Source organism: Paenibacillus gallinarum (assembly GCF_014836635.1).
Classification (GTDB): Bacteria; Bacillota; Bacilli; order Paenibacillales; family Paenibacillaceae; genus Paenibacillus; species Paenibacillus gallinarum.
Genome location: NZ_JACSQL010000006.1, coordinates 244,728 through 265,074 on the forward strand (window position 1 = coordinate 244,728; position 20,347 = coordinate 265,074).

The 20,347-nt window shown below is 42.1% G+C and carries 15 protein-coding genes and 1 pseudogene; 12 read left to right on the forward strand and 4 right to left on the reverse strand.

Translation table 11 applies throughout. From position 1 onward, the window contains the following. Positions 1-58: 58 nt before the first annotated feature. Entirely contained in the window at positions 59-1,075 is a 1,017-nt protein-coding gene (locus H9647_RS15035; RefSeq protein WP_191801404.1) for a zinc-binding alcohol dehydrogenase family protein, read from the reverse strand. 197 nt (positions 1,076-1,272) lie between these two features. On the opposite strand from H9647_RS15035, the gene H9647_RS15040 reads away from it, so the two are divergent. The 5 genes from H9647_RS15040 (at position 1,273) to H9647_RS15060 (ending at position 8,060) form a co-directional block, all read left to right on the forward strand. Further along, positions 1,273-1,749, forward strand: coding sequence for a VOC family protein (locus tag H9647_RS15040; protein ID WP_191801304.1), 477 nt, complete (start codon positions 1,273-1,275; stop codon positions 1,747-1,749). 238 nt (positions 1,750-1,987) lie between these two features. Beyond that, positions 1,988-3,832: an assimilatory sulfite reductase (NADPH) flavoprotein subunit gene (locus H9647_RS15045; RefSeq protein ID WP_191801306.1), complete on the forward strand. Its 1,845-nt coding sequence runs from the start codon at positions 1,988-1,990 to the stop codon at positions 3,830-3,832. Between the two features lie 37 nt (positions 3,833-3,869). Further along, positions 3,870-5,594: an assimilatory sulfite reductase (NADPH) hemoprotein subunit gene (gene cysI / locus H9647_RS15050; RefSeq protein ID WP_191801308.1), complete on the forward strand. Its 1,725-nt coding sequence runs from the start codon at positions 3,870-3,872 to the stop codon at positions 5,592-5,594. Positions 5,595-5,817: 223 nt separating this feature from the next. After that, positions 5,818-6,936: a hypothetical protein gene (locus tag H9647_RS15055; protein ID WP_191801310.1), complete on the forward strand. Its 1,119-nt coding sequence runs from the start codon at positions 5,818-5,820 to the stop codon at positions 6,934-6,936. Between the two features lie 263 nt (positions 6,937-7,199). Continuing rightward, on the forward strand, positions 7,200-8,060 hold the full coding sequence (locus H9647_RS15060; RefSeq protein ID WP_191801312.1) for an AraC family transcriptional regulator: 861 nt from the start codon (positions 7,200-7,202) through the stop codon (positions 8,058-8,060). Between the two features lie 80 nt (positions 8,061-8,140). Here the strand turns inward: H9647_RS15060 and H9647_RS15065 are convergent, their stop codons facing one another. Further along, entirely contained in the window at positions 8,141-8,890 is a 750-nt protein-coding gene (locus H9647_RS15065; RefSeq protein WP_191801314.1) for a YqcI/YcgG family protein, read from the reverse strand. A 93-nt stretch (positions 8,891-8,983) separates the two neighbouring features. Here H9647_RS15065 and H9647_RS15070 point away from each other — a divergent pair, with 93 nt between their 5' ends. From H9647_RS15070 to H9647_RS15080, 3 genes are all read left to right on the forward strand, one after another. After that, positions 8,984-9,529 (forward strand): hypothetical protein, encoded by a 546-nt coding sequence (locus H9647_RS15070; RefSeq protein ID WP_191801317.1) that lies wholly within the window; start codon positions 8,984-8,986, stop codon positions 9,527-9,529. Positions 9,530-9,806: 277 nt separating this feature from the next. Continuing rightward, positions 9,807-11,528 (forward strand): ubiquinone-dependent pyruvate dehydrogenase, encoded by a 1,722-nt coding sequence (gene poxB, locus H9647_RS15075; RefSeq protein ID WP_191801319.1) that lies wholly within the window; start codon positions 9,807-9,809, stop codon positions 11,526-11,528. Between the two features lie 211 nt (positions 11,529-11,739). Then, positions 11,740-13,194, forward strand: a complete 1,455-nt coding sequence (locus H9647_RS15080) for an aryl-sulfate sulfotransferase (protein ID WP_191801321.1) — start codon at positions 11,740-11,742, stop codon at positions 13,192-13,194. Between the two features lie 293 nt (positions 13,195-13,487). Here the strand turns inward: H9647_RS15080 and H9647_RS26325 are convergent, their stop codons facing one another. Continuing rightward, complete coding sequence (locus H9647_RS26325) at positions 13,488-14,063, reverse strand: S-layer homology domain-containing protein (protein WP_404822632.1); 576 nt, start codon at positions 14,061-14,063, stop codon at positions 13,488-13,490. Beyond that, positions 14,052-15,491 (reverse strand): annotated as a pseudogene (locus H9647_RS15085) (metallophosphoesterase); the annotation flags it as partial. The gene H9647_RS26325 and the pseudogene H9647_RS15085, both read right to left, overlap by 12 nt. A gap of 291 nt (positions 15,492-15,782) precedes the next feature. On the opposite strand from H9647_RS15085, the gene H9647_RS15090 reads away from it, so the two are divergent. The 4 genes from H9647_RS15090 (at position 15,783) to H9647_RS15105 (ending at position 19,869) form a co-directional block, all read left to right on the forward strand. Further along, positions 15,783-16,661: an AraC family transcriptional regulator gene (locus tag H9647_RS15090; protein WP_191801325.1), complete on the forward strand. Its 879-nt coding sequence runs from the start codon at positions 15,783-15,785 to the stop codon at positions 16,659-16,661. A gap of 86 nt (positions 16,662-16,747) precedes the next feature. After that, positions 16,748-18,025, forward strand: a complete 1,278-nt coding sequence (locus H9647_RS15095) for an ABC transporter substrate-binding protein (RefSeq protein ID WP_191801327.1) — start codon at positions 16,748-16,750, stop codon at positions 18,023-18,025. 58 nt (positions 18,026-18,083) lie between these two features. Further along, the gene (locus H9647_RS15100; RefSeq protein ID WP_191801329.1) at positions 18,084-18,974 is read left to right on the forward strand and encodes a carbohydrate ABC transporter permease; all 891 of its coding nucleotides are present in this window, start codon (positions 18,084-18,086) and stop codon (positions 18,972-18,974) included. Between the two features lie 16 nt (positions 18,975-18,990). After that, positions 18,991-19,869 (forward strand): carbohydrate ABC transporter permease, encoded by an 879-nt coding sequence (locus tag H9647_RS15105; protein WP_191801331.1) that lies wholly within the window; start codon positions 18,991-18,993, stop codon positions 19,867-19,869. Positions 19,870-20,347: the final 478 nt, after the last annotated feature.

Here is a 20,347-nt window from a genome sequence, read left to right on the forward strand (position 1 = left end):
TTCTTATATTTGAATGAAAGAAGGGACAGCGAGCATGCTGTCCCTTCTTTCTATTTTGTTAGAAATGTTCGAGTACCAATTTCCCGATCATATCTCCTTGTTCGACGATGGAATGTGCTTCTCTGAGATTGGCTGCATGGATTGGTTCAAGCCTCTTCGTTAGTGTCGTATGGATCTTCTTCTGATCCACAAGAGTACTTAGTTTATTAAGGATGTCGTGCTGTCTAATCATATCTTCGGTCTCATACATGGCCCGAGTAAACATATACTCCCAGACCAATCCTGCGCTCTTGCTTTTCAGCGGAGAGAGATCGAGGGGATGATCAGATTCAACGATAGTTCCTATTGTCCCTTGGGGTGCAATCAGTTCACACATTGCTTCATAATGCTCTCCCGTACTGTTAAGACAGAAGATGTAGTCAATATAGGTGTAACCTAGTTCTCTAACTTGGGAGACCAGATCTTCTCTATGATTTACCACATGATCTGCGCCTTGTTTCTTAACCCAGTTGATAGATTCTGGGCGAGAGGCCGTTGCAATGACCGTTAGACCAGCATATTTACCTAGCTGCGTTGCGATCGAGCCGACACCACCGGCTCCGCTAATAATGAGAATTGTTTTATTATGATTATCAGCTGCATTCTCAGAAATACCGATTCTCTCAAACATCCCTTCCCAAGCAGTTATTCCTGTTAAAGGCAGGGCTGCAGCTTCTGCAAAGGATAATGTAGCAGGCTTATGGCCGACAATTCGCTCATCCACAAGGTGGAATTCACTATTTCCCCCCTGACGAGTGATCGTTCCCGCGTAGAATACTTCATCTCCTGGTTTAAATAAGGTGCAAGATTCACCCACTTCTTCCACAATACCCGCCACATCATAACCAAGTATTTTGGGATCTTCTTCTTTTTTATCCTTCGGTGCTCGGACCTTTGTATCTACAGGATTTACAGATATCGCTTTTACTTTTACTAGCAAATCTCGGCCGGCCGGAGTTGGTTTTTCTATGGTTAAGTCCATGAGACTCTCTGGATCTTCAATAGGTAAGTATCTATATAACCCTACCGCTTTCATGAGCTGATCTGACATGATGAATCCTCTCCTTTTTGCATATGTTTTTTTAATTCTCTCATCCTACACTCCCTATATTACTAACCATGTTTTCGCAGAGCTATGCAGTGATAATGTTCACGGGGGAATCTATGGAGAATGTATGTTTATGATTAATGATTCTTATAAAAAGGGTAAGAAGAGGAAGGAGGGATGTACAGATGATCGCCATTACACATATCGGATTATCCGTTCCAGATTTAGATCAAGCAATACGTTGGTATGAAGAAGTGCTCGGTTTTGAAAAAATAGCAGGTCCATACTCTTTCGATCAAAAAAGCGAGAATCAACATAATATGACGAACGATCTGCAGGGACAGGAAGTACGGAAGATGCGAAATGCTCATTTAACTTGTGGAAATCAGGTGGGACTTGAATTATTTGAATTCGAGGAGCCGAGAAGAAAACAGGTGCCAAAGGGAGAATATGATGGATTCTTTCATCTTTGTTTGCTGGTAGACGATATTGAAGCGGTGGCTAACCGGATTGAGGCTACAGGCGGTAAAAAAACAAGTGAAATGTGGAATACGAGGAATGGTAAACCTTATTACCTGCAGTATTGCGAAGATCCGTTCGGAAATATTCTAGAATTGTATAATAAAAGTACGGAACTAATATATGGAAATAAAGAAGACTAACGTTAATGTCTATTAAAAATAAGGAGAACTTCCACTTGGGTCATGGACCTGATCTTGTGGGAGTTTTTTTATTTTGGATACGAATAGGGGTTCCTAATAAGGTTTATCAGCTTAACTAATAAGTACTATAAGATGATTCTAATTGACCAGGTATTAACAGCTGTGGTAGTTTCAGTATAGATAAATAATTCTGATGAACTTACTGAGAATTAAATTCAATCATCCGAGGTGGATCTTATTGGAACTTCAGGCGAATAACAGCCCATTTACTCAGGAACAGACGGAACTACTTAATCGTTTATTACCTACTCTATCACAAACACAGCTCATTTGGCTAAGTGGATATTTTACTGCCAAACAAGCTGCTGGAACTCAAGTTGTTTCTAGTGATGGACCAAGCAGTCCAGCTTCCACAATCAATGAGACTTCAGCTCCTGCAGCTGTAGTTAGCAAGGACATTACAGTGCTGTTTGGTTCTCAAACAGGTAACAGCAGCAACCTAGCTAAAAAAATGACGAAAAAACTGGAGGAGCAAGGATTCCAAGTGAATCTGAGCTCGATGAGTGACTTTAAGACAAATCAACTTAAAAAGCTTCAAAACCTCCTCATTGTAGTCAGCACTCATGGAGAAGGAGAACCGCCGGATAGTGCGATTGCTTTCCATGAGTTTTTGAATAGTAAACGTGCACCGAAGCTTGAACAGCTGAAATATTCCGTTCTTGCGCTCGGGGATACATCTTATGAGTTCTTCTGTCAAACAGGTAAAGATTTTGATACACGCCTTGAAGAACTTGGGGCAGGTCGTCTGACTCCGCGTATCGATTGTGATGTTGATTTTGATGAGTCTGCTGCGGATTGGATGAGTCAGGTACTAGAATCCCTTGGTGAGAAGTCGGCCGCAAATCTAGTAAGTGTAAGCAGTGTAGGCGCAGCAGATTCTGTTACCACAGAGTCAGTATATAGCCGCTCCAATCCATTCCAGGCTGAAGTGCTTGAGAATCTGAATCTGAACGGACGAGGATCGGACCGGGAAACAAGGCATTTGGAATTATCACTGGAAGGTTCGGGGCTCACTTATCAGGCAGGCGACAGTCTCGGAATTTATCCGCAGAATCACCCGCAACTCGTTGAAGACATTATCTCTGCTTCAGGGTGGAATGCAGAAGAACTCGTGTCCTTATCCAAAAATAAAGGCGAAGTTTCATTAAGAGAAGCTCTTCAATTCCATTATGAAATTACCGTTCTTACCAAACCGCTGCTTGAGCAGATTGTGAAGATTACAGCAAATGCTGAACTTAGAAAACTGCTTGAACCAGGTAATGAACAACAGCTCCGCAGTTATATTTCGGAACACGATTTACTTGATCTTATACAGGATTATAAGCTCGAAGGCGTATCTGCTAAAGACTTGGTATCTGTGCTTCGTAAAGTTCCAGCTAGACTGTATTCGATAGCAAGCAGTCCAAGTGCTTATCCAGATGAAGTGCATTTGACGGTACGTACGGTTCGCTATGAACACAAAGGACGTAACCGGTACGGAGTATGCTCTACACAACTGGCAGAACGCATTCAGCCAGGAGAGACATTACCTGTTTTTATCCAGCAAAATGATGGGTTTAAGCTTCCTGATAGCCCTGACGCGCCGATCATCATGATTGGACCAGGCACGGGCGTTGCGCCGTTTAGAGCATTTCTTGGTGAAAGAGAAGAAAGCGGCAGTGAGGGCAAGAACTGGCTCATTTATGGAGATCAGCATTTTGCAACCGACTTTCTCTATCAAGTGGAATGGCAGCGCTGGCTTGCAGATGGAATTCTTACCAATATGGACGTTGCCTTCTCACGTGATACGGATCAGAAAGTTTACGTTCAGCACCGGATGCAGGAAAGAAGCCGAGAGATTTATGAGTGGCTGCAAGAAGGTGCATACATCTATGTGTGTGGGGATGAGAAAAAGATGGCACACGACGTTCATTCCACGCTTGCTGCCATCCTTGTACAAGAAGGCGGCATGACGATGGAACAAGCAACCGATTATCTGATAGAGCTTCAACAGCAAAAACGATACCAGCGTGATGTCTATTAAGCCTACGGCTTTAATAGATACGAGAGGAGATTCCAGCATGGCTATAAATGAACTTTATCCACCTCAGAATGCGCCTCACAGTGATGTCGAGGAGATTAAACGTCGCAGTGATTTTTTAAGAGGAAGTCTTGTCCAGACTTTAAAAGATCCAATTACAGGATCCATTCCGGAAGATGATAACCGGTTAATGAAACACCACGGAAGTTATATGCAGGATGATCGTGATTTGCGTAATGAGCGTGCCAAACAAAAGCTTGAGCCGGCATATCAGTTCATGCTTCGTGTTCGTGCTTCAGGCGGAGTGGTCACGCCAGAACAATGGCTTATGATGGACCGTATCTCACATAAATATGGTAATGACACGATTCGATTAACCACTCGTCAGTCTTTTCAGCTGCACGGTGTACTGAAGTGGAATCTAAAGAATACCATTCGTGAAGTAAACGATGCACTGCTCAGTACCTTGGCAGCGTGCGGAGATGTAAACCGGAATGTGATGTGTAATCCGAACCCTTACCAGTCTGAAGTACACGAAGAAGTATACGAGTGGGCTCGCAAAGTAAGTGAGCATCTTGATCCGAGAACGCGTGCTTACCACGAAATCTGGCTGGATGAAGAGAAAATTATCGATACCCGTGATAACGAATGGGAACAAGAACCGATTTATGGAGCAGTATACTTACCGCGTAAGTTTAAGATCGGGATAGCGGTACCTCCATCAAATGATGTCGATGTATTTTCACAAGATTTAGGTCTGATCGCTATCGTAGAAGATGGAAAACTGAAAGGATTTAATGTCTCTGTCGGCGGCGGGATGGGAATGTCTCACGGAGATACCAAGACGTATCCGCAAGTTGGTAAGGTCATTGGTTTCTGCACGCCTGAGCAAATGGTTGATATTGCTGAGAAAATTGTAACTATTCAGCGGGACTACGGAGATCGTGCGGTACGGAAGCATGCTCGTTTTAAATATACCGTTGATGATCGTGGTATTGACTGGCTGAAGAATGAATTAACCGCACGACTGGGTTATACATTGGAAGAAGCAAGACCTTACGAATTTGATCATAATGGAGATCGTTACGGCTGGATTCAAGGAAGTAATGGGAAGTGGCACTTTACGCTGTTTATCCAGAATGGCCGTATCGTAGATCTTGAGGATTACCCGCTCATGACAGGACTTCGCGAAATTGCCAAGATTCACAAAGGTGATTTCCGCTTAACAGCGAATCAGAACCTGATCATTGGTAATGTAGGAAACAAGAGTAAGAAGAAGATTGAAAAATTGATTCAGGAATACAGACTCACTGATGGTCTTCACTATTCTGCGCTTCGCAGAAGTTCGATGGCTTGTGTTGCGCTTCCTACCTGCGGACTGGCTATGGCTGAATCTGAACGTTATTTACCTTCCTTAATGGATAAAATCGAGCCTATGCTTGAACGCAATGGCCTACGTGATAAAGAGATTGTGATTCGGATGACCGGTTGTCCTAACGGATGTGCTCGTCCGATGCTCGCAGAACTTTCGTTTATTGGAAAAGGTCCTGGCAAATACAATATGTATTTAGGCGGAGCCCATAATGGATCCCGTCTAAATAAGCTTTATAAGGAAAACATCGGGGAAACCGAGATTTTGGAATCTCTTGAACCTATCATTTCAAGATATGCTGTAGAACGTTACGATGGTGAGCACTTCGGTGATTTCGTGATCCGTGCGGAATATGTTAATGCGGTATATGATGGTCAGCAATTCCACGCCTAGCATTTAGCACTAATTCGATAAAAAGCAGTTTCTCGGTGTTTATCCGGGGGCTGCTTTTTTTTATGTGGGGAACGTTCTCAATGCAGGGCCAGAACTGTTCGATCTTCTTCTCATCAGATTAGGACTTTGGCAAGAAGCATTCTTCACGTATAATGTGATAGCATGGGATCTGAAAAGGTCTACTGTATGATTTGCGTCATTAATCTTATAAGGAAGTGTTACCGTGGCAGAGCCGCTTAAAAATGTATATAATGAAGCTTTTTTACTTCAGTTAGGACGAAAAATATCGGCTGTCTATCCTCCTTTTCAAGTAGATTCCTTCATTCAGCAAGTGATGGATGAGAGCTTTGAAGCGAAAGCTTTAAAAGAACGGATCCGTACAATCACGATTGCGATGGGGACCTTTTTACCTGAGCGTTATGAGGATGCGATTCAGATCTTATTTACCGTGGGCGAATCTTGTTCCGGTTTTCCATATCTAATCATGCCGGACTTTGTGGAGGTCTTTGGTCAAGAGGAACAGCATTGGGATCTATCCATGCAGGCGTTAGAGAAATTCACCCAGCACTCCTCTGCGGAGTTTGCAGTAAGGCCATTCATTATCCGCCATCCGGAAAAGATGATGGAACAAATGATGAAATGGTCTCTACATCCGATTGATCATGTACGGCGTTTAGCCAGTGAAGGCTGTAGACCTAGACTTCCTTGGGGGCAGGCCCTCACCTTGTTTAAACAAGATCCAGCTCCGATTCTCCCCATTTTGGAACAATTAAAGGCAGATCCTTCTCTATATGTACGCAAGAGTGTTGCCAATAACTTAAATGATATAGCCAAGGATCATCCGAATATCGTTATAGAAACGGCGCGTAGATGGATGGGACAAGACCCCTATACGGACTGGATTGTAAGACACGGCTGCAGAACACTGATACGTAAAGCAGAACCCGAGGTGATGGCTCTCTTCGGATATGCTGAATCAGCGGAAGGGACAGCATTAGTAACTGAGGCAGAGATTACGGCGAGTCCAGCTGCCTTGCACATTGGAGAAAGCTGTGATCTTAGTTATAACCTAATTGTAAGGGAAGGCAATCCTGCCCGGCTGCGTATCGAGTACGGAATTGATTTTGTGAAGTCCAGCGGACAAGTTTCACGTAAGAAGTTTCTATTGTCCGATAAAACAGTAGCGGGAGGAACACGTCTCAGCGGATCTAGAAAACATCGCTGGGCTGATCTAACGACCCGCAAGCATTATGTCGGGGTTCACCGAATCGCACTACTCATTAACGGGCAGGAATCAGCTTATACAGAGATTGATTTGAAGCCTGCTAACTCCATCGATTAGGTCCTTTGAATTTATGAACATACGACCGAGACTGCTCAACTTCCTTGAGCAGTCTTTTTTACGTCAACTTGGGGTAGGTTCCGTAGTATTCTTCTAAAGTATGTGAAGTAGCTAGAGACAATAGTAGGATGATTGTTTAGAATATTACTAAATAATGTAAAACGAAAAGTGCATTCATTTTAGCAAGCTGTCTTCACAAAGCACAAAAGAACAGGATCTAACTACATAAGGATCGTAAGATGTATCTAAGGGGTGATTGATTAATGAACTACGTAGAATCGCTTCAAAAAGCGATCTCCTATATGGAGAGTCATTTGGATGAAGAGATTCAAATTCAGTACATCGCCAAAGAAGCGAATATGTCAGCTTATCATTTTCAGCGACTGTTCATGCTTTTAACAGACACTTCAGTGGCAGAGTATATCCGGCGTAGACGGCTGACCTTAGCTGCACAAGAATTAAGTACTTCGTCTGTCAGAATCATAGATGTCGCTCTTCGTTACGGTTATGAAACTCCTGAATCATTTACGAAAGCATTTCGAAGACAACATGGTATGACACCAACAGAGGCAAGAAAAGAAAACAGAAATTTTACATCTTATAACCGCCTGGCTATCCAGGTGAGTCTGAAAGGAGCAGATCCTATGAAATATCGAATCGTCGAGAAAGAAGCCTTTGAGGTAATTGGTGTGCATCGCACTTTTTCAATGGTAACTGCTGAGAAGTTTAATGAGGTTCCTAAAATGTGGCATGAGTCTCATCAGAATGGAATTAATGATCGACTGTTTACGCTGAACAATGGAGACATTAAAGGGATTCTCGGTGTATGCACACCATCAGAAGCTGGAGAAAAATCGATGGAATACTGGATAGCGGCAGAATATAAAGGTGAAGAACAAGAGGGTTTTGAAAAATTAACAATTCCTGCTGCGACCTGGGCCGTATTTGAAGTCATCGGTCCGATGCCAAATGCGATACAAGATGCTTGGACTCGCATCTATTCAGAGTGGTTTCCTTCGAGTGGATATAAGCAATCATTAAATATTGAATTTGAATATTACACGGATGAAGATCCATCAAAGGAAGATCTTTATACCGAAATCTGGATTCCTATTAAACGTTAAACATCTTTATTAGAGGATAAATACGAATGCAAAAGCACATGGATGTGATTACACCCGTGTTGCTTTTGCTTTTTGATAATCTAGCTTTGTTTCTTAAGATGAAGATGAGCAAAAGGACACTTGGACTCTGCCGTCGAAGTATTATCATCGTTTAGGAAATACTGCTTCCATTCATAGTTATCCTGACTTCCGTAAGATTGGAGATCGGGATGAATACCTACCTCATCATAAGCTTCAATTCGTTCTCTTATTTTCGTTTTGAGCTGTACAGATGCTTGAGCATTGGAATTAAACTCGGTAAGTACCCAGCGCGGCGTTATCGCATATATAAAATACGGGAAATAGCGACTTTGTCTGCGATCATGTGCGGGGGTTGCGCAGTACATAAAATACTGTTCACCCGCATAACAATATTCCCATACATGATGGTGCGGATCGGTTGGGATATGAGAGGGCCATTCTTCTTGATCCCTGCTGCTAACTTTACTTAGGACGTCCCAGAACAATTGGCGATAATCAGAGACCTGGTAGTTCTTTTGGATATCTGGCGGAGTATCGAAAAAAGCAATTAATGAAGTGTATTTACCAAATGCTTGAGACTGCTCACCATACATACTCAGCAGTTCAGCAAGTTCATCAGCTGCCTGATCGGACCTCGGATCACTAAGAAAACCATATCTGAAGTGATTTAGTTTAAATCCAATCGTAGCAGGTATACAAGGAAACTTATGTGCCGTATCTGTCATTTTAGATTCAAAAAGTTGAAAGGCATCTTGCTGCCATTTCCCTAGTGACAAAGTGCTTAGTTTTTCTTTCTCAAACAAGAGCATGTATGACTTCCTCCTTTGTTGCTAACGTATTAATGGAGGTCGTTATGTGTGTTTGTCCTATCTATTTAGTTTTAGCATGAAAGGAACGAATAGATGATCATAACCTTTATCATTGTTTGTGAAATCGGATTTTGGATATTCGTATTGGGCGGTCTCTACTGCAGGTATGTATTACATAAGAAAAGACTCGGAAATATACTTCTCTTCTGTACTCCGATCATTGATCTTGCTCTGCTTGTTGCTACTGTAATTAGTCTTCAAAATGGTGCCCCAGCGTCGTTTGCTCACGCACTAGCTGCTGTATATATTGGTGTGTCGATCGGGCTAGGACATCGGATGATTAGATGGATGGATCTGAGGTTTGCATATTGGTTTGCCAACGGGCCAAAACCGCAGAAGAAGTATGGAAAAGAACATGCTAGAGAAGAAATGCGAGGCTTTGCCGCCCACTTGGTGTCATGGATTATCGGCTGCTCGCTCCTATACGGTATGATAATTTGGATAAATAACGAGGTGAATTCGGAACCTTTCCGAGAAACGATAAAGGTCTGGTCTATTATCCTTGTTATTGATCTATTAATCAGTGCTAGTTACACGGTTTGGCCCCGTCTTGAAAAGCAGAGTAAAACAAATAATTAGCTTAAAATTGTTATGAATTAGAAGGATGCCAAGAGGCATTCTTTTTTTATTTTAAAATACCTGAATCAATTTCATATTTATCGTTTTAATGAGATATGAAATTGATTCACCTACGTGGGCTGTGATCTAACATTATGAATGAGTTTACATATAGAAAAAAGGGGCTTTTATGAAAAAGCGTTACTGTTCTTGTCTGGAAGGGTATAGATAATCAGATGCAAGATCGGGTTCAGATTCTTATTTGCCTCAAGATTATACTAGAAAAGGATGAGGATACATGAAAAAGACAATTGCAGATGCGGTAGTAGATTCTCTTATTAACGCAGGAGTGAAGCGGATTTACGGAATCGTTGGTGATTCTTTGAATGCGGTACTCGACTCTGTTCGAAGATCGGGACAAATTGAATGGATCCATGTACGACATGAAGAAGTTGCTGCATTTGCAGCAGGAGCCGACGCGGAATTAGAAGGAAGTATTGCTGTATGTGCTGGAAGCAGCGGGCCTGGGAATCTTCATTTAATTAATGGACTTTATGATTGTTACCGAAATCGTGTACCCGTACTGGCCTTGGCTGCCCAGATTCCAAGTGATGAGATCGGCAGCGGGTATTTTCAAGAGACTCATCCGGAGCAGATATTCCAGGAATGTAGTGATTTCTGCGAAGTAATTATGACAAAGAAACAAATGCCTCGAACGATTTCGATGGCTATTCAGACGGCGGTTGCTAACTCCACGGTATCTGTTGTTATTCTGCCGGGAGATATCGCGGCTCTAGAAGCAGGCGAAGATGAGGTACCCGATCAAATTTCGTATCATACGAAACCGGTAATTCATCCTTCGGAGGAGGAACTAGCGACTCTAGCTGGGTATTTGAATGCAGGTAAAAATGTAACTTTGCTTTGCGGTGCAGGGGCGAAGGATGCTCGTGAAGAGCTAATGGAGCTCTGTAGTATTTTGAAATCCCCTATGGTAACGGCTCTGCGCGGTAAAGAGTATTTGGAAGACAATAATCCGTATTTCGTCGGTCTGACAGGTCTTCTTGGATATTCTTCTGGATACAAAGCAGTTATGGACTGCGATGTCCTGTTCATGCTTGGTACTGACTTCCCTTATCGGCAGTTTTATCCGGAGAAAGCAACCATACTCCAAGTGGATATCGAGGCATCCCATTTGGGAAGACGCACCCCCCTTACGTACGGATTATGCGGAACAGTAAAGGATACGCTGCAGAAGCTTCAGCCTTATCTAACGATAAAAGAAGATACAAAACATCTGGAGAAGGCCGTAGAAAATTACGTGAAGGATCGGAAAGAACTTGATGGATATGCTGAATTTAAACCGGGGCATACGCCGATCCATCCTCAGTATGTAACTCGTCTAATCAATGAAATGGCATCCGATGATGCCATATTCACTTGTGATGTCGGAACACCTACCGTTTGGGCTGCTCGTTATTTAGAGCTACACGGCGAGCGCCGTCTATTAGGTTCGTTTATTCATGGAACCATGGCAAATGCCTTGCCACAAGCCATCGGTGCTCAGGTAGCTGCTCCTGATCGTCAAGTGATTTCACTCTCAGGGGATGGCGGACTTTCGATGCTGCTTGGAGATCTACTAACGCTTAAACAGCATCAGCTCCCCATCAAAGTGATTGTGTATAACAATGATGCGCTTGGTTTTGTTGAACTGGAGATGAAAGCAGCGGGATATTTAGAAACCGGGACAGACCTATCTAATCCTAACTTTGCGGCCGTAGCGAATGGTCTCGGGATTGAAGGGATCAGAGTCGATAAGCCAGAAGATCTTCCAGCAGCCTTAGAACGAGCTTTGTTGCATAACGGTCCTGTTATTGTAGATGTAGCAGTGAATCGTCAAGAGCTGTCTATGCCGCCGAAGATTAGTCTAGAGCAAGCGCAAGGTTTCACGATATGGGCTGCAAAAGCGTTACTGAACGGAGAAGGCAATAAGATTATTGATCTAGCGAAAAGTAACCTATAAGATAATTGGTAAGATACCATGGATGGTCATTTTTACAATACACACTTGACGACTGGGAATAATTGGTTTAATCTATTCTCCATAGCTAAGCCGATTGGACAGCCAAAGGCTCAGAGCTCCTCTTTTCTTATGATTAGAGAGGCTCTGAGCCTTTTTGTATATCTGCAAAGCTCAAATACGCTGTTACATAGGATCGAGAGGAGATAGATACATGGGACACCCTACAATTTATCCGACAGGAACCACCGTTTATTTACCTAATAAAGCATGGAGTGGTTACACCATCTTTCAAGCCGCAGATACAGGAGCTCTGCTCATTGATATGAATGGGAGAGAAGTGCGCTTATGGAAAGGGCTTAGAGGTTTTCCGAATAAACTGTTCCCGGGCGGTTATGTTCTTGGAAGCACCGCAGAGCGAGATCCGAAGTATGGATTTCAGGATGAAGCCAATTTGGTACAAGTTGATTGGGACGGTAATGTAGTATGGAAATTCGACCATTATGAGTGGATTGAAGATCCTGGACACAGCGGGGAATGGATGGCTCGTCAACATCACGATTATCAGAGAGAAGGAAGCTCTGTAGGATACTATGCTCCTAATCAGGAGCCGAAGATTGATTCGGGTAACACTCTCATTTTGGCTCATAAAAATGTAAATCGTCCTGAAATATCGAATAACGAACTGCTTGATGATACGATTATTGAAGTTGATTATGAAGGCAATATCGTGTGGGAATGGGCCGTCAGTGACCATTTTGATGAACTGGGATTTGATGAGGAAGCAAAACAAGCGATTTATAAAGATCCCAATACTCGGGGATTCGGTGAACATGCGGGGGACTGGATGCATATTAATTCCGTCTCGGTTCTTGGACCTAACAAACATTATGATGCGGGTGACCAACGTTTTCATCCAGATAACATCATATGGGATGCAAGAGAATCGAATATTATCGCCATTATTGATAAAACATCTGGAAAAATCGTCTGGCAGCTCGGTCCAAACTATGATACGGAAGAAACGAAACATATTGGCTGGATTATCGGTCAACATCATGCTCATCTTGTACCCAAAGGTCTTCCTGGAGAAGGAAATATCCTTATTTTTGATAATGGCGGTTGGGGTGGTTATGGCCGGCCTGGTACAGTATCCTCTGATGGACTAAAAGTGGCTCGTCGTGACTACTCACGCGTGCTTGAGATTAATCCCGTTACTCTTGAGATTGAATGGCAATACACGCCTACAGAAGCAGGATTTGTTGCTCCGCTGGATTCGTACCGTTTCTATAGTCCATATATCAGTTCTGCGCAGCGTTTGCCAAATGGAAATACGCTTATCACAGAGGGAGCAGATGGGCGAATATTTGAGGTAACGAGAGATCATGAACTGGTATGGGAATATATTTCTCCCTATAAAAATAAACGAAATGCAAACATGGTATACCGTGCTTACCGAGTCCCTTACGAATGGGTACCACAGCTTGAACTTCCGGTTCAGACGGAGATTGCTCCGATCAGCGTTGCCGATTTTCGTTTGCCTGGGGCTGCGCCAAGAGGTGCTGCCGTTACCGTAGTCATTGAAGGAGCCGTCTCCTATGATGATGGAGCCTTTTGTGTGGCTACCACAGATGAGTCACTGCTCAAAGATGCAGATGTAGCGGAGTGAACGGATTATGCAGAACGTTTTGAACCAAAGCGATGCTTTATGATCAGTAAGATAAAAAGGATTAGTGGAAACCCAAATTGTAACAAGGTAAACAAGTAAGCTTATGTCTTCATTCACGGGCAAACGCAGGTGGAAGTTTGTATAAATTTTAAGTGGAGAGTAATCGGCTGCGCTATTAATAATAGAAGATCTGTAGAAATAACAGAAAAACCTCTTTCTCTAATCATACTGAGAAAGAGGTTTTATTTTTTGATTTCACATAAGATCAAAAGGTCATCAGTATCACAACAACTTTAATTCTTTACTGTTAACAGTTTAGCAATAAAGACGGCGGCTTCTGCGCGGGTAGTTAGCTGCTCAGGAGCAAACCGGTTATGACCCACACCGCTCACAAGACCTGCTTTAACGCCTGTTGCAACATATGGAACTGCCCATGCGGGAACAGAATCTTTATCCGTAAATGAGAGGGAGGCGTTGTTAGTCACCGTAAGCCCTGCTGCACGAACCATCCATGTCGTTATTTCTGAACGATTCAGCGAGTTACCTGCTCTAAATGTACCATCCCCATAGCCGCTGACTATTTCTGCTTCTACCGCTTGAGAGAGATAGGAAGATGCCCAAGATGGAATTTCCTTTGAATCCGTAAAGGTAAGTGAACTTGTTGTTTCCTTCATTTGTAAGGCACGTCCTAGCATCGTAATGAACTCAGCGCGGCTGATGTACGCATTTGGTTTAAATGTCTGATCAGTGTATCCCGTAATATATCCTGCTGTGACACCGGAATGAATGGCACTCTCTGCCCAGTGACCTGAAATATCTTTTAAAGATACGACAGGATCCGTGCTTGTTGCTGTGTCTTTCTTGATGATTCCGAATTGATCTACAATGAAAGGCTTAGCTTCATTTTTATTTTGATCGATTTCATATGTCACTGCAGTGAACTTGTCTCCATCGATTGTGATGCCGACAAAATTCTGTACTTGGCTTCGTTTTGGTCTATCATTTTTATCTGGATCGGGTCCATATATGGCAGCATGATGCTCTTCAGCCTTTTCGAAAAGACGATAGTAGCTATCTCCGAGTTCTTCGCTTTTATTTTTGTAATAGACCTTCGGTCCCGCTGTCGCTGGAATAACGTAGATACTGCCGTCTGGATTCAAACTGTATTCAATCGTTTCTCCATTTAGAGTTTCCGTTATTTTCTCTGGAGAGGTTGCTTTTCCTTCAGAAGTGATCGGTTTCGTACGTGCATAGATATGATCATGTCCTTGCATAACAAAATCAATATTAAGTTCGGCCATGAGAGGTGCGATTTGATTACGGACACCATTAGCACCTAGGATATCATCATCTGTTGCATGGTTAGAGGTTGTGTAAGGTCCTTTATGAATGTTCACAATAATCCATTTGGCCCCCGCTTTTTTAGCAGCTGCAGCGTCTTTCTTCAACCATTCGACCTGATCTTCGGAAAAATTAGCGTATTTCTCTGAATCCTCATTCGAGTTCAGTACGATAAAATGCGCATTACTGTAATCAAAAGAGTAATAAGCTCCTGTTTCTGTAGCAGAACCAGTAGGTTCGTTGATATGAAAGTGTTCATAAAAAGCAAAATTCTCATCTTCATGATTCCCTGCCGAAGGAACAATCGTCGTATGTAGCAGACTATCTTGAGAATGACCTAGTAGCCAGTTCCACTGATCTTCTGTTGTCCCTGTATCCACGATATCGCCGTTGTGAACGACAAACTGAGCATCAGTAACGGTTTGAAGTGCTTTTTCAAGGGTTTCCGATGACAAAATCGCTTCTTCTTCCGTTTTGGCTTGGGTATCAGCGATATCAATAAAAGTAAATGAACCACTGTCCGGAGCTGTCTGGAATGTACCTTCCTTACTCCATACTCCGCGCGTTTTGTCACCTACACGATAGGAATAAATCGTATTTGCTTCAAGACCCGAAGCTTCTGCTTTATGTACAAGCTCTTCTGGAGAATTAGTAGATATCGAAGAGGCGCCTGTAAACGTGAGAGCATTGTTAAAATCGGGTTTGCCCCCTGATTTTTTCGTTACTTGTACCGTGCTGTCGGTAAGCTGCTTGGAGGTATACCATGTAAACCCCTTCGAACTTGTTGTATCACCATAAAAAGTCGTTGTTACTTTACTGATATCCTGATTCAGTACTTGATCTGCTTGTTCTGTTGATTCTGCGTTAACCGGTAAGGCGGAAGGAATAATGACCAGGCCTAGCACTAGGATAAAAGATAAGATAAATGCGGTTCCTTTTTTGAACATGTTAATCATAAGTACACTCCTCATTGTGATATATATGTAATATTCGACATGCCAATCATAACAACAGTTTGTTAATTCTAAGGTTTGAATACTAGTGTATTATGTAAAGTATTATGTAAAACATAAGCAAATGTAAAAATGAAGATACGGAGTGTGATCCCTTTATAAGATGTCCAATTTAAAGAATCTATTTAATAAATCGTTTATTTTTTATATCTGATGTTAGAGGGAGAAGTCTGACTTGTGCATAATATAATGATGTTATGGCTTTCATAGTGAAAACAGGAGAGGGTGAATCAGATGGGAGAACCTACTTTTCTTGAGACAGGTCATATGACGGAAGGATTTCCTATACGCGTGATTCATACGAGTAGACAATTCAATTTTGCCTCCCACTGGCATGAAGAAGTTGAAATGGTCGTTGTGAGGGGGAAGAATGCGAAGATTAGAGTATATAACCGTCTTTATGAACTTGAGCAGGGGGATATACTGATTATTAAACCGGGGGATGTACATAGTTTCTTGCCGGGTACGGATCAGCTTACCATTCTTTTATTTCGTCTAGAACTGATCACGGGAAGCTTCATAGTCACAGAAGATACAAAGGAAATGATAGATCTTTTTAATGAGACTACCTTAATCCCTTCAACCATCTGTTGTGAAAATAATCTAAGCTCCTATTTAGATACCTTATCCGATGAAAGTACCAAACAGCAGGCGGGATACCGCTGGTCCATGATTGCCAGGTTTTATGATCTCATTGTTCATTTATTGCGTATAAAAACACCAACATCTCAAACTTCTAATTCAGGGCGAGTATGTTCACCTAGTAAGAAGTTTGAATTCATTGAATCGATCTGTGAGTACCTAGAAGAGCATTATGCGGAAAATATTAAGCTCGATCAGGTGGCGGAGCATATTAAATTCAGTAAGTTTTACGTATGTACACTGTTTAAAGAGCTTAAGGGAGTCACACTAATGGAGTATTTAAATCATTTTCGCATTATCAAATCGGAATGGGCATTACTTTTTAGTGAAGACTCTATTCTGGATATCTCCATAAGGCACGGATTTAACAATATCAACTCCTACAATCGGCTATTTAAAAAATACAACAACTGCACTCCCACCGAATTTCGAAAGAAGCATCGCACAAAGATCACAACATATGAAGGATAATTCGCAATATCTGAAGAGAAAGCCCTCTGCAAAATCACTATACTCTAATAAATTGTAAGCGTTTACTTTAATGGAGGAGGGGGCAAATGAAGAAGAAGTTGAATCGAAAATATATCTCGGTCATTGCTATTCTTACTGCGGCAATGATGTTATCTGGATGCAACGCCACAGGAACGACCCATTCAAAACAAGAGGAGATTACAATTTGGAGCTTTACCGATGAAGCGGGTTATGCGATTGAGAAATTCGAAGAAAATTATCCAGACATTAAAGTGAACTTCGTCAATATCCCCGGGAGTTTCTATATCACGAAATTGAAATCGGCACTACAGACCGCATCCAAAGCACCCGATGTTTTTATGATCGAGAACGCCAATATAAGAGAGCTGATTGATGTTCCCTATTTAGAGAATTTGTCAGCATCACCATATGATGCGAATGAGCTTATTAAGGAGCAATACCCTTTTGTTCAGTCTAATGAAAAGGATAGCGAAGGAAACATCAGAGCGATTGGCTATCAAGGCACACCAGGGGGGATCTATTATCGCAGGGATTTGGCAAAACAATATTTGGGGACGGATGACCCGAAGAAAGTTAGCCAGATGATTAGCACCTGGGAGGACATTTTTAAGATAGGAGAGCGGGTACAGCAAGAAAGCGGTAATAAGGTTCATGCGCTGGCGAACTGGAATGCGATATCGAATTCATATGACGGTATTCCTTGGGTGAAGGATGGGAAATTCGTCATTGATGATACCTATATGGAGGTTCTGGATCTTGTGCGTGAAGCTCGTCAGCGGCGTGTGCTTGGGGAGTATGACGATGGAAGTGCCGGCTATGCAGCATCGATGCAGAAAGGGCAGGTTATGTTCTATCCGGGAGCAACCTGGGCACTGCAGTATACGTTCAAGGCCAATGCACCGGATACAAAGGGACTATGGGGTCTCGCTCAGGGACCATCTGCTTTTAGTGCAGGCGGTACGTATATTGCGATGTACAGCAAAAGTGATAAAAAGGATCTTGCCTGGAAGTTTATTGAGTTCTATAACTTTGATCATGATTTCTTATCCGAACTTGCAAAGGAACAAGATTATTTTACTAGTAATATGGTTGTGAATGATGAGCTTGCAAAAACCGTTACTTCTGATTATTTAGGAGGACAGAAACATTTTGAGTTCTTCTCAGAGGCAGCAAAGCAGATACCTGTGTATGAGCGAACCAAATACGATACGACCATTAATGCGGATATTTTTAAAGTTGTACTCCAGTTGTATCTTAATAACGACATTCAGACCAAAGAAGAAGCAGTGAAGAGAATAAAAAGGGATGTGAAATTGAGATTTCCGGAGCTAGAAGTCGATTAGCTAACATTAGCAAGATAATTAACGGCTATAAAATTTCCGATGACGGGGGGTACCATTCATGTTTGCTAAGTCGATCCGCAAAGACCACTATGGATACTATTTCATTGCGCCATTCTTTCTCATTTTCCTCATATTTGGACTCTATCCTATTCTCTACTCTCTATATCTTAGTTTTACGAATTGGGACGGAATCACTTCCCCCGAGTTTGTCGGACTGGGTAACTATATTGCTGTTCTACAAGATCCTCTGTTTTATAAAACACTCTTTAACACGCTTTTTATCTGGGGAGTATCCGTTGTTCCGCAGCTTACCGTTTCTCTTGTGCTCGCCTTTATTCTCAACGATAAACTACTGAAGGGGCGAGACATCTTTCGAGCCGTCTATTTCTTCCCAAATATCGTTACTGCTGCATCGCTGGGTCTACTTGTAAGTCTAATCTTTGATTGGCAGTCTGGGGGGCTAAATCACTTTCTAGTTCAAGTCGGACTCATCGATGATCCAATCAATTGGAAGAATGATCCTTGGTTTATGCGACTCATCGTTTCTTCCATTCTATTCTTTCAATATTTTGGGTACTCCATGGTGATCTATCTTGCCGGACTGCAAGGAATAGATCCTTCACTGCAAGAAGCTGCACAAATTGACGGTGCTGAGAAAAAACATATTTTCTTTCATATCATTGTGCCGATGCTTCGTCCGATCATTCTCTTTCAGATTATTACGTCCATTATTGGAGGTATCCAAATTTTTGATCAGCCATTTACACTGACGAATGGCACAGGCGGTCCGGATCGTGCAGCCATGACAAGTATCATGTATCTATATAATGTCGCATTCCAGAGTACTCGTTTTGGTTACGGAGCTGCCATTGCCTTTTGTTTATTCGTAATCATCATTCTGTTCTCGGCCATATCCTTTATGATGACCAAGCGGAAGAGCAGTTCATAGGGAGGAGGGAAATCATATGCAACCGGCAAAAATGGCAGATCAGCCTATCGCTGTACAGAAGCATCCAAACATGAAGAGTATGACCATAGGGAAAATACTAGTGTATTTCATTCTAGTGAGCCTCGCGATCATCTGTATCATCCCTTTTTATTTAATGCTCATCTATTCCACACATAACAATGCAACGATTGCATCAACGTTTACTTTCCTTCCGGGACAGTTTCTTATCGATAATTATCTCAACATGGCTTCCAAAATAAATATATGGAGAGGTTTCGCCAACAGCTTTTTTATTGCGGGATCTTCTACTGTACTTTCTTTATATATAGGGGCACTTACCGCATACGGTTTTGCAAAGTATAAGTTTAAAGGACGCACCTGGCTGTTCTTGTTTCTGCTCGCTACCATGATGGTTCCAGGACAGCTTGCTCTGATCGGAATGTATCGCTTGTTTAGTACACTTGGGCTTCTAGACAGTTATGCGGCCATTATCTTACCCGCAGCAGCTAATGCGTTTAATGTGTTTTTTATCAAACAGTTTATTGAAGGCAGTATTCCCGATGAAATTATTGAATCTGCTCGTGTAGATAGCGCAGGGGAGTTTCGAACATTTAATCAAATTGTGTTACCGATTCTTGGACCTGCTATTGCGGCACTCGGGATCTTTACGTTCATTGGATCATGGAATAACTTTCTCACACCGCTCGTCCTTCTTTTCTCACTAGATAAATATCCGCTCCCTGTGCTCGTTGCTTTGGTGCAAGGATATTATGGAATGGACTATGGATTATTGTATTTAGGTGTGGCCATCTCGATCGTACCTATTATCATTGTATTTTCGATCTTCTCAAGACAAATTATAGGAAGCGTAGCGCTCGGGGCTGTGAAAGGATAGTTAAAAATATGAACATAGCAAAGCTGCTCTGCCTAATTCGCAGGTAGCTTTGTTTTTTGTAATGGGCACGAGTCCACTCATTCAGGTGATATTTTGAAAGAATATGGGTGAACGGGTTATCGACTACGAACATACGTTCTCACGTCCGTCAAAATCAAACATTTTGAATCTAAATAGACGTAATCTGGTGATCGTTTTATAGCGTGGTAATACAGAAATGCTGCTGACGACAGCACCATGGGGAGTACTTCATACCACTAACGCTGGATTCATGAGAAAAAGGACGGTTTATTTACCTTATAACTACTTAAAAGGGAATTAAAGTGAAATATATACGGATATATAGCTAAAAATGATCAAAAAATGCGGTTTTTACGGTGACCGAACATATGTTCTAAAATGAGAATAGTATCAAAAACGATAGATGAAAGAGCTTAAAATCAGAAGAATTCTTCTTTTTATACATGGAAAAGAGTGT

Bases quoted from the DNA above. Each gene is read 5' to 3' on its own strand.
- H9647_RS15065 (WP_191801314.1), bottom strand. From the start codon at position 8,890: ATGCTCTTGTTTGAGAAAGAAAAACTAAGCACTTTGTCACTAGGGAAA.
- H9647_RS15060 (WP_191801312.1), top strand. From the start codon at position 7,200: ATGAACTACGTAGAATCGCTTCAAAAAGCGATCTCCTATATGGAGAGT.
- H9647_RS15095 (WP_191801327.1), top strand. From the start codon at position 16,748: ATGAAGAAGAAGTTGAATCGAAAATATATCTCGGTCATTGCTATTCTT.
- H9647_RS15035 (WP_191801404.1), bottom strand. From the start codon at position 1,075: ATGAAAGCGGTAGGGTTATATAGATACTTACCTATTGAAGATCCAGAG.
- H9647_RS15105 (WP_191801331.1), top strand. From the start codon at position 18,991: ATGCAACCGGCAAAAATGGCAGATCAGCCTATCGCTGTACAGAAGCAT.
- H9647_RS15080 (WP_191801321.1), top strand. From the start codon at position 11,740: ATGGGACACCCTACAATTTATCCGACAGGAACCACCGTTTATTTACCT.
- cysI (WP_191801308.1), top strand. From the start codon at position 3,870: ATGGCTATAAATGAACTTTATCCACCTCAGAATGCGCCTCACAGTGAT.
- H9647_RS15090 (WP_191801325.1), top strand. From the start codon at position 15,783: ATGGGAGAACCTACTTTTCTTGAGACAGGTCATATGACGGAAGGATTT.
- H9647_RS15040 (WP_191801304.1), top strand. From the start codon at position 1,273: ATGATCGCCATTACACATATCGGATTATCCGTTCCAGATTTAGATCAA.
- H9647_RS15100 (WP_191801329.1), top strand. From the start codon at position 18,084: ATGTTTGCTAAGTCGATCCGCAAAGACCACTATGGATACTATTTCATT.
- H9647_RS15070 (WP_191801317.1), top strand. From the start codon at position 8,984: ATGATCATAACCTTTATCATTGTTTGTGAAATCGGATTTTGGATATTC.
- poxB (WP_191801319.1), top strand. From the start codon at position 9,807: ATGAAAAAGACAATTGCAGATGCGGTAGTAGATTCTCTTATTAACGCA.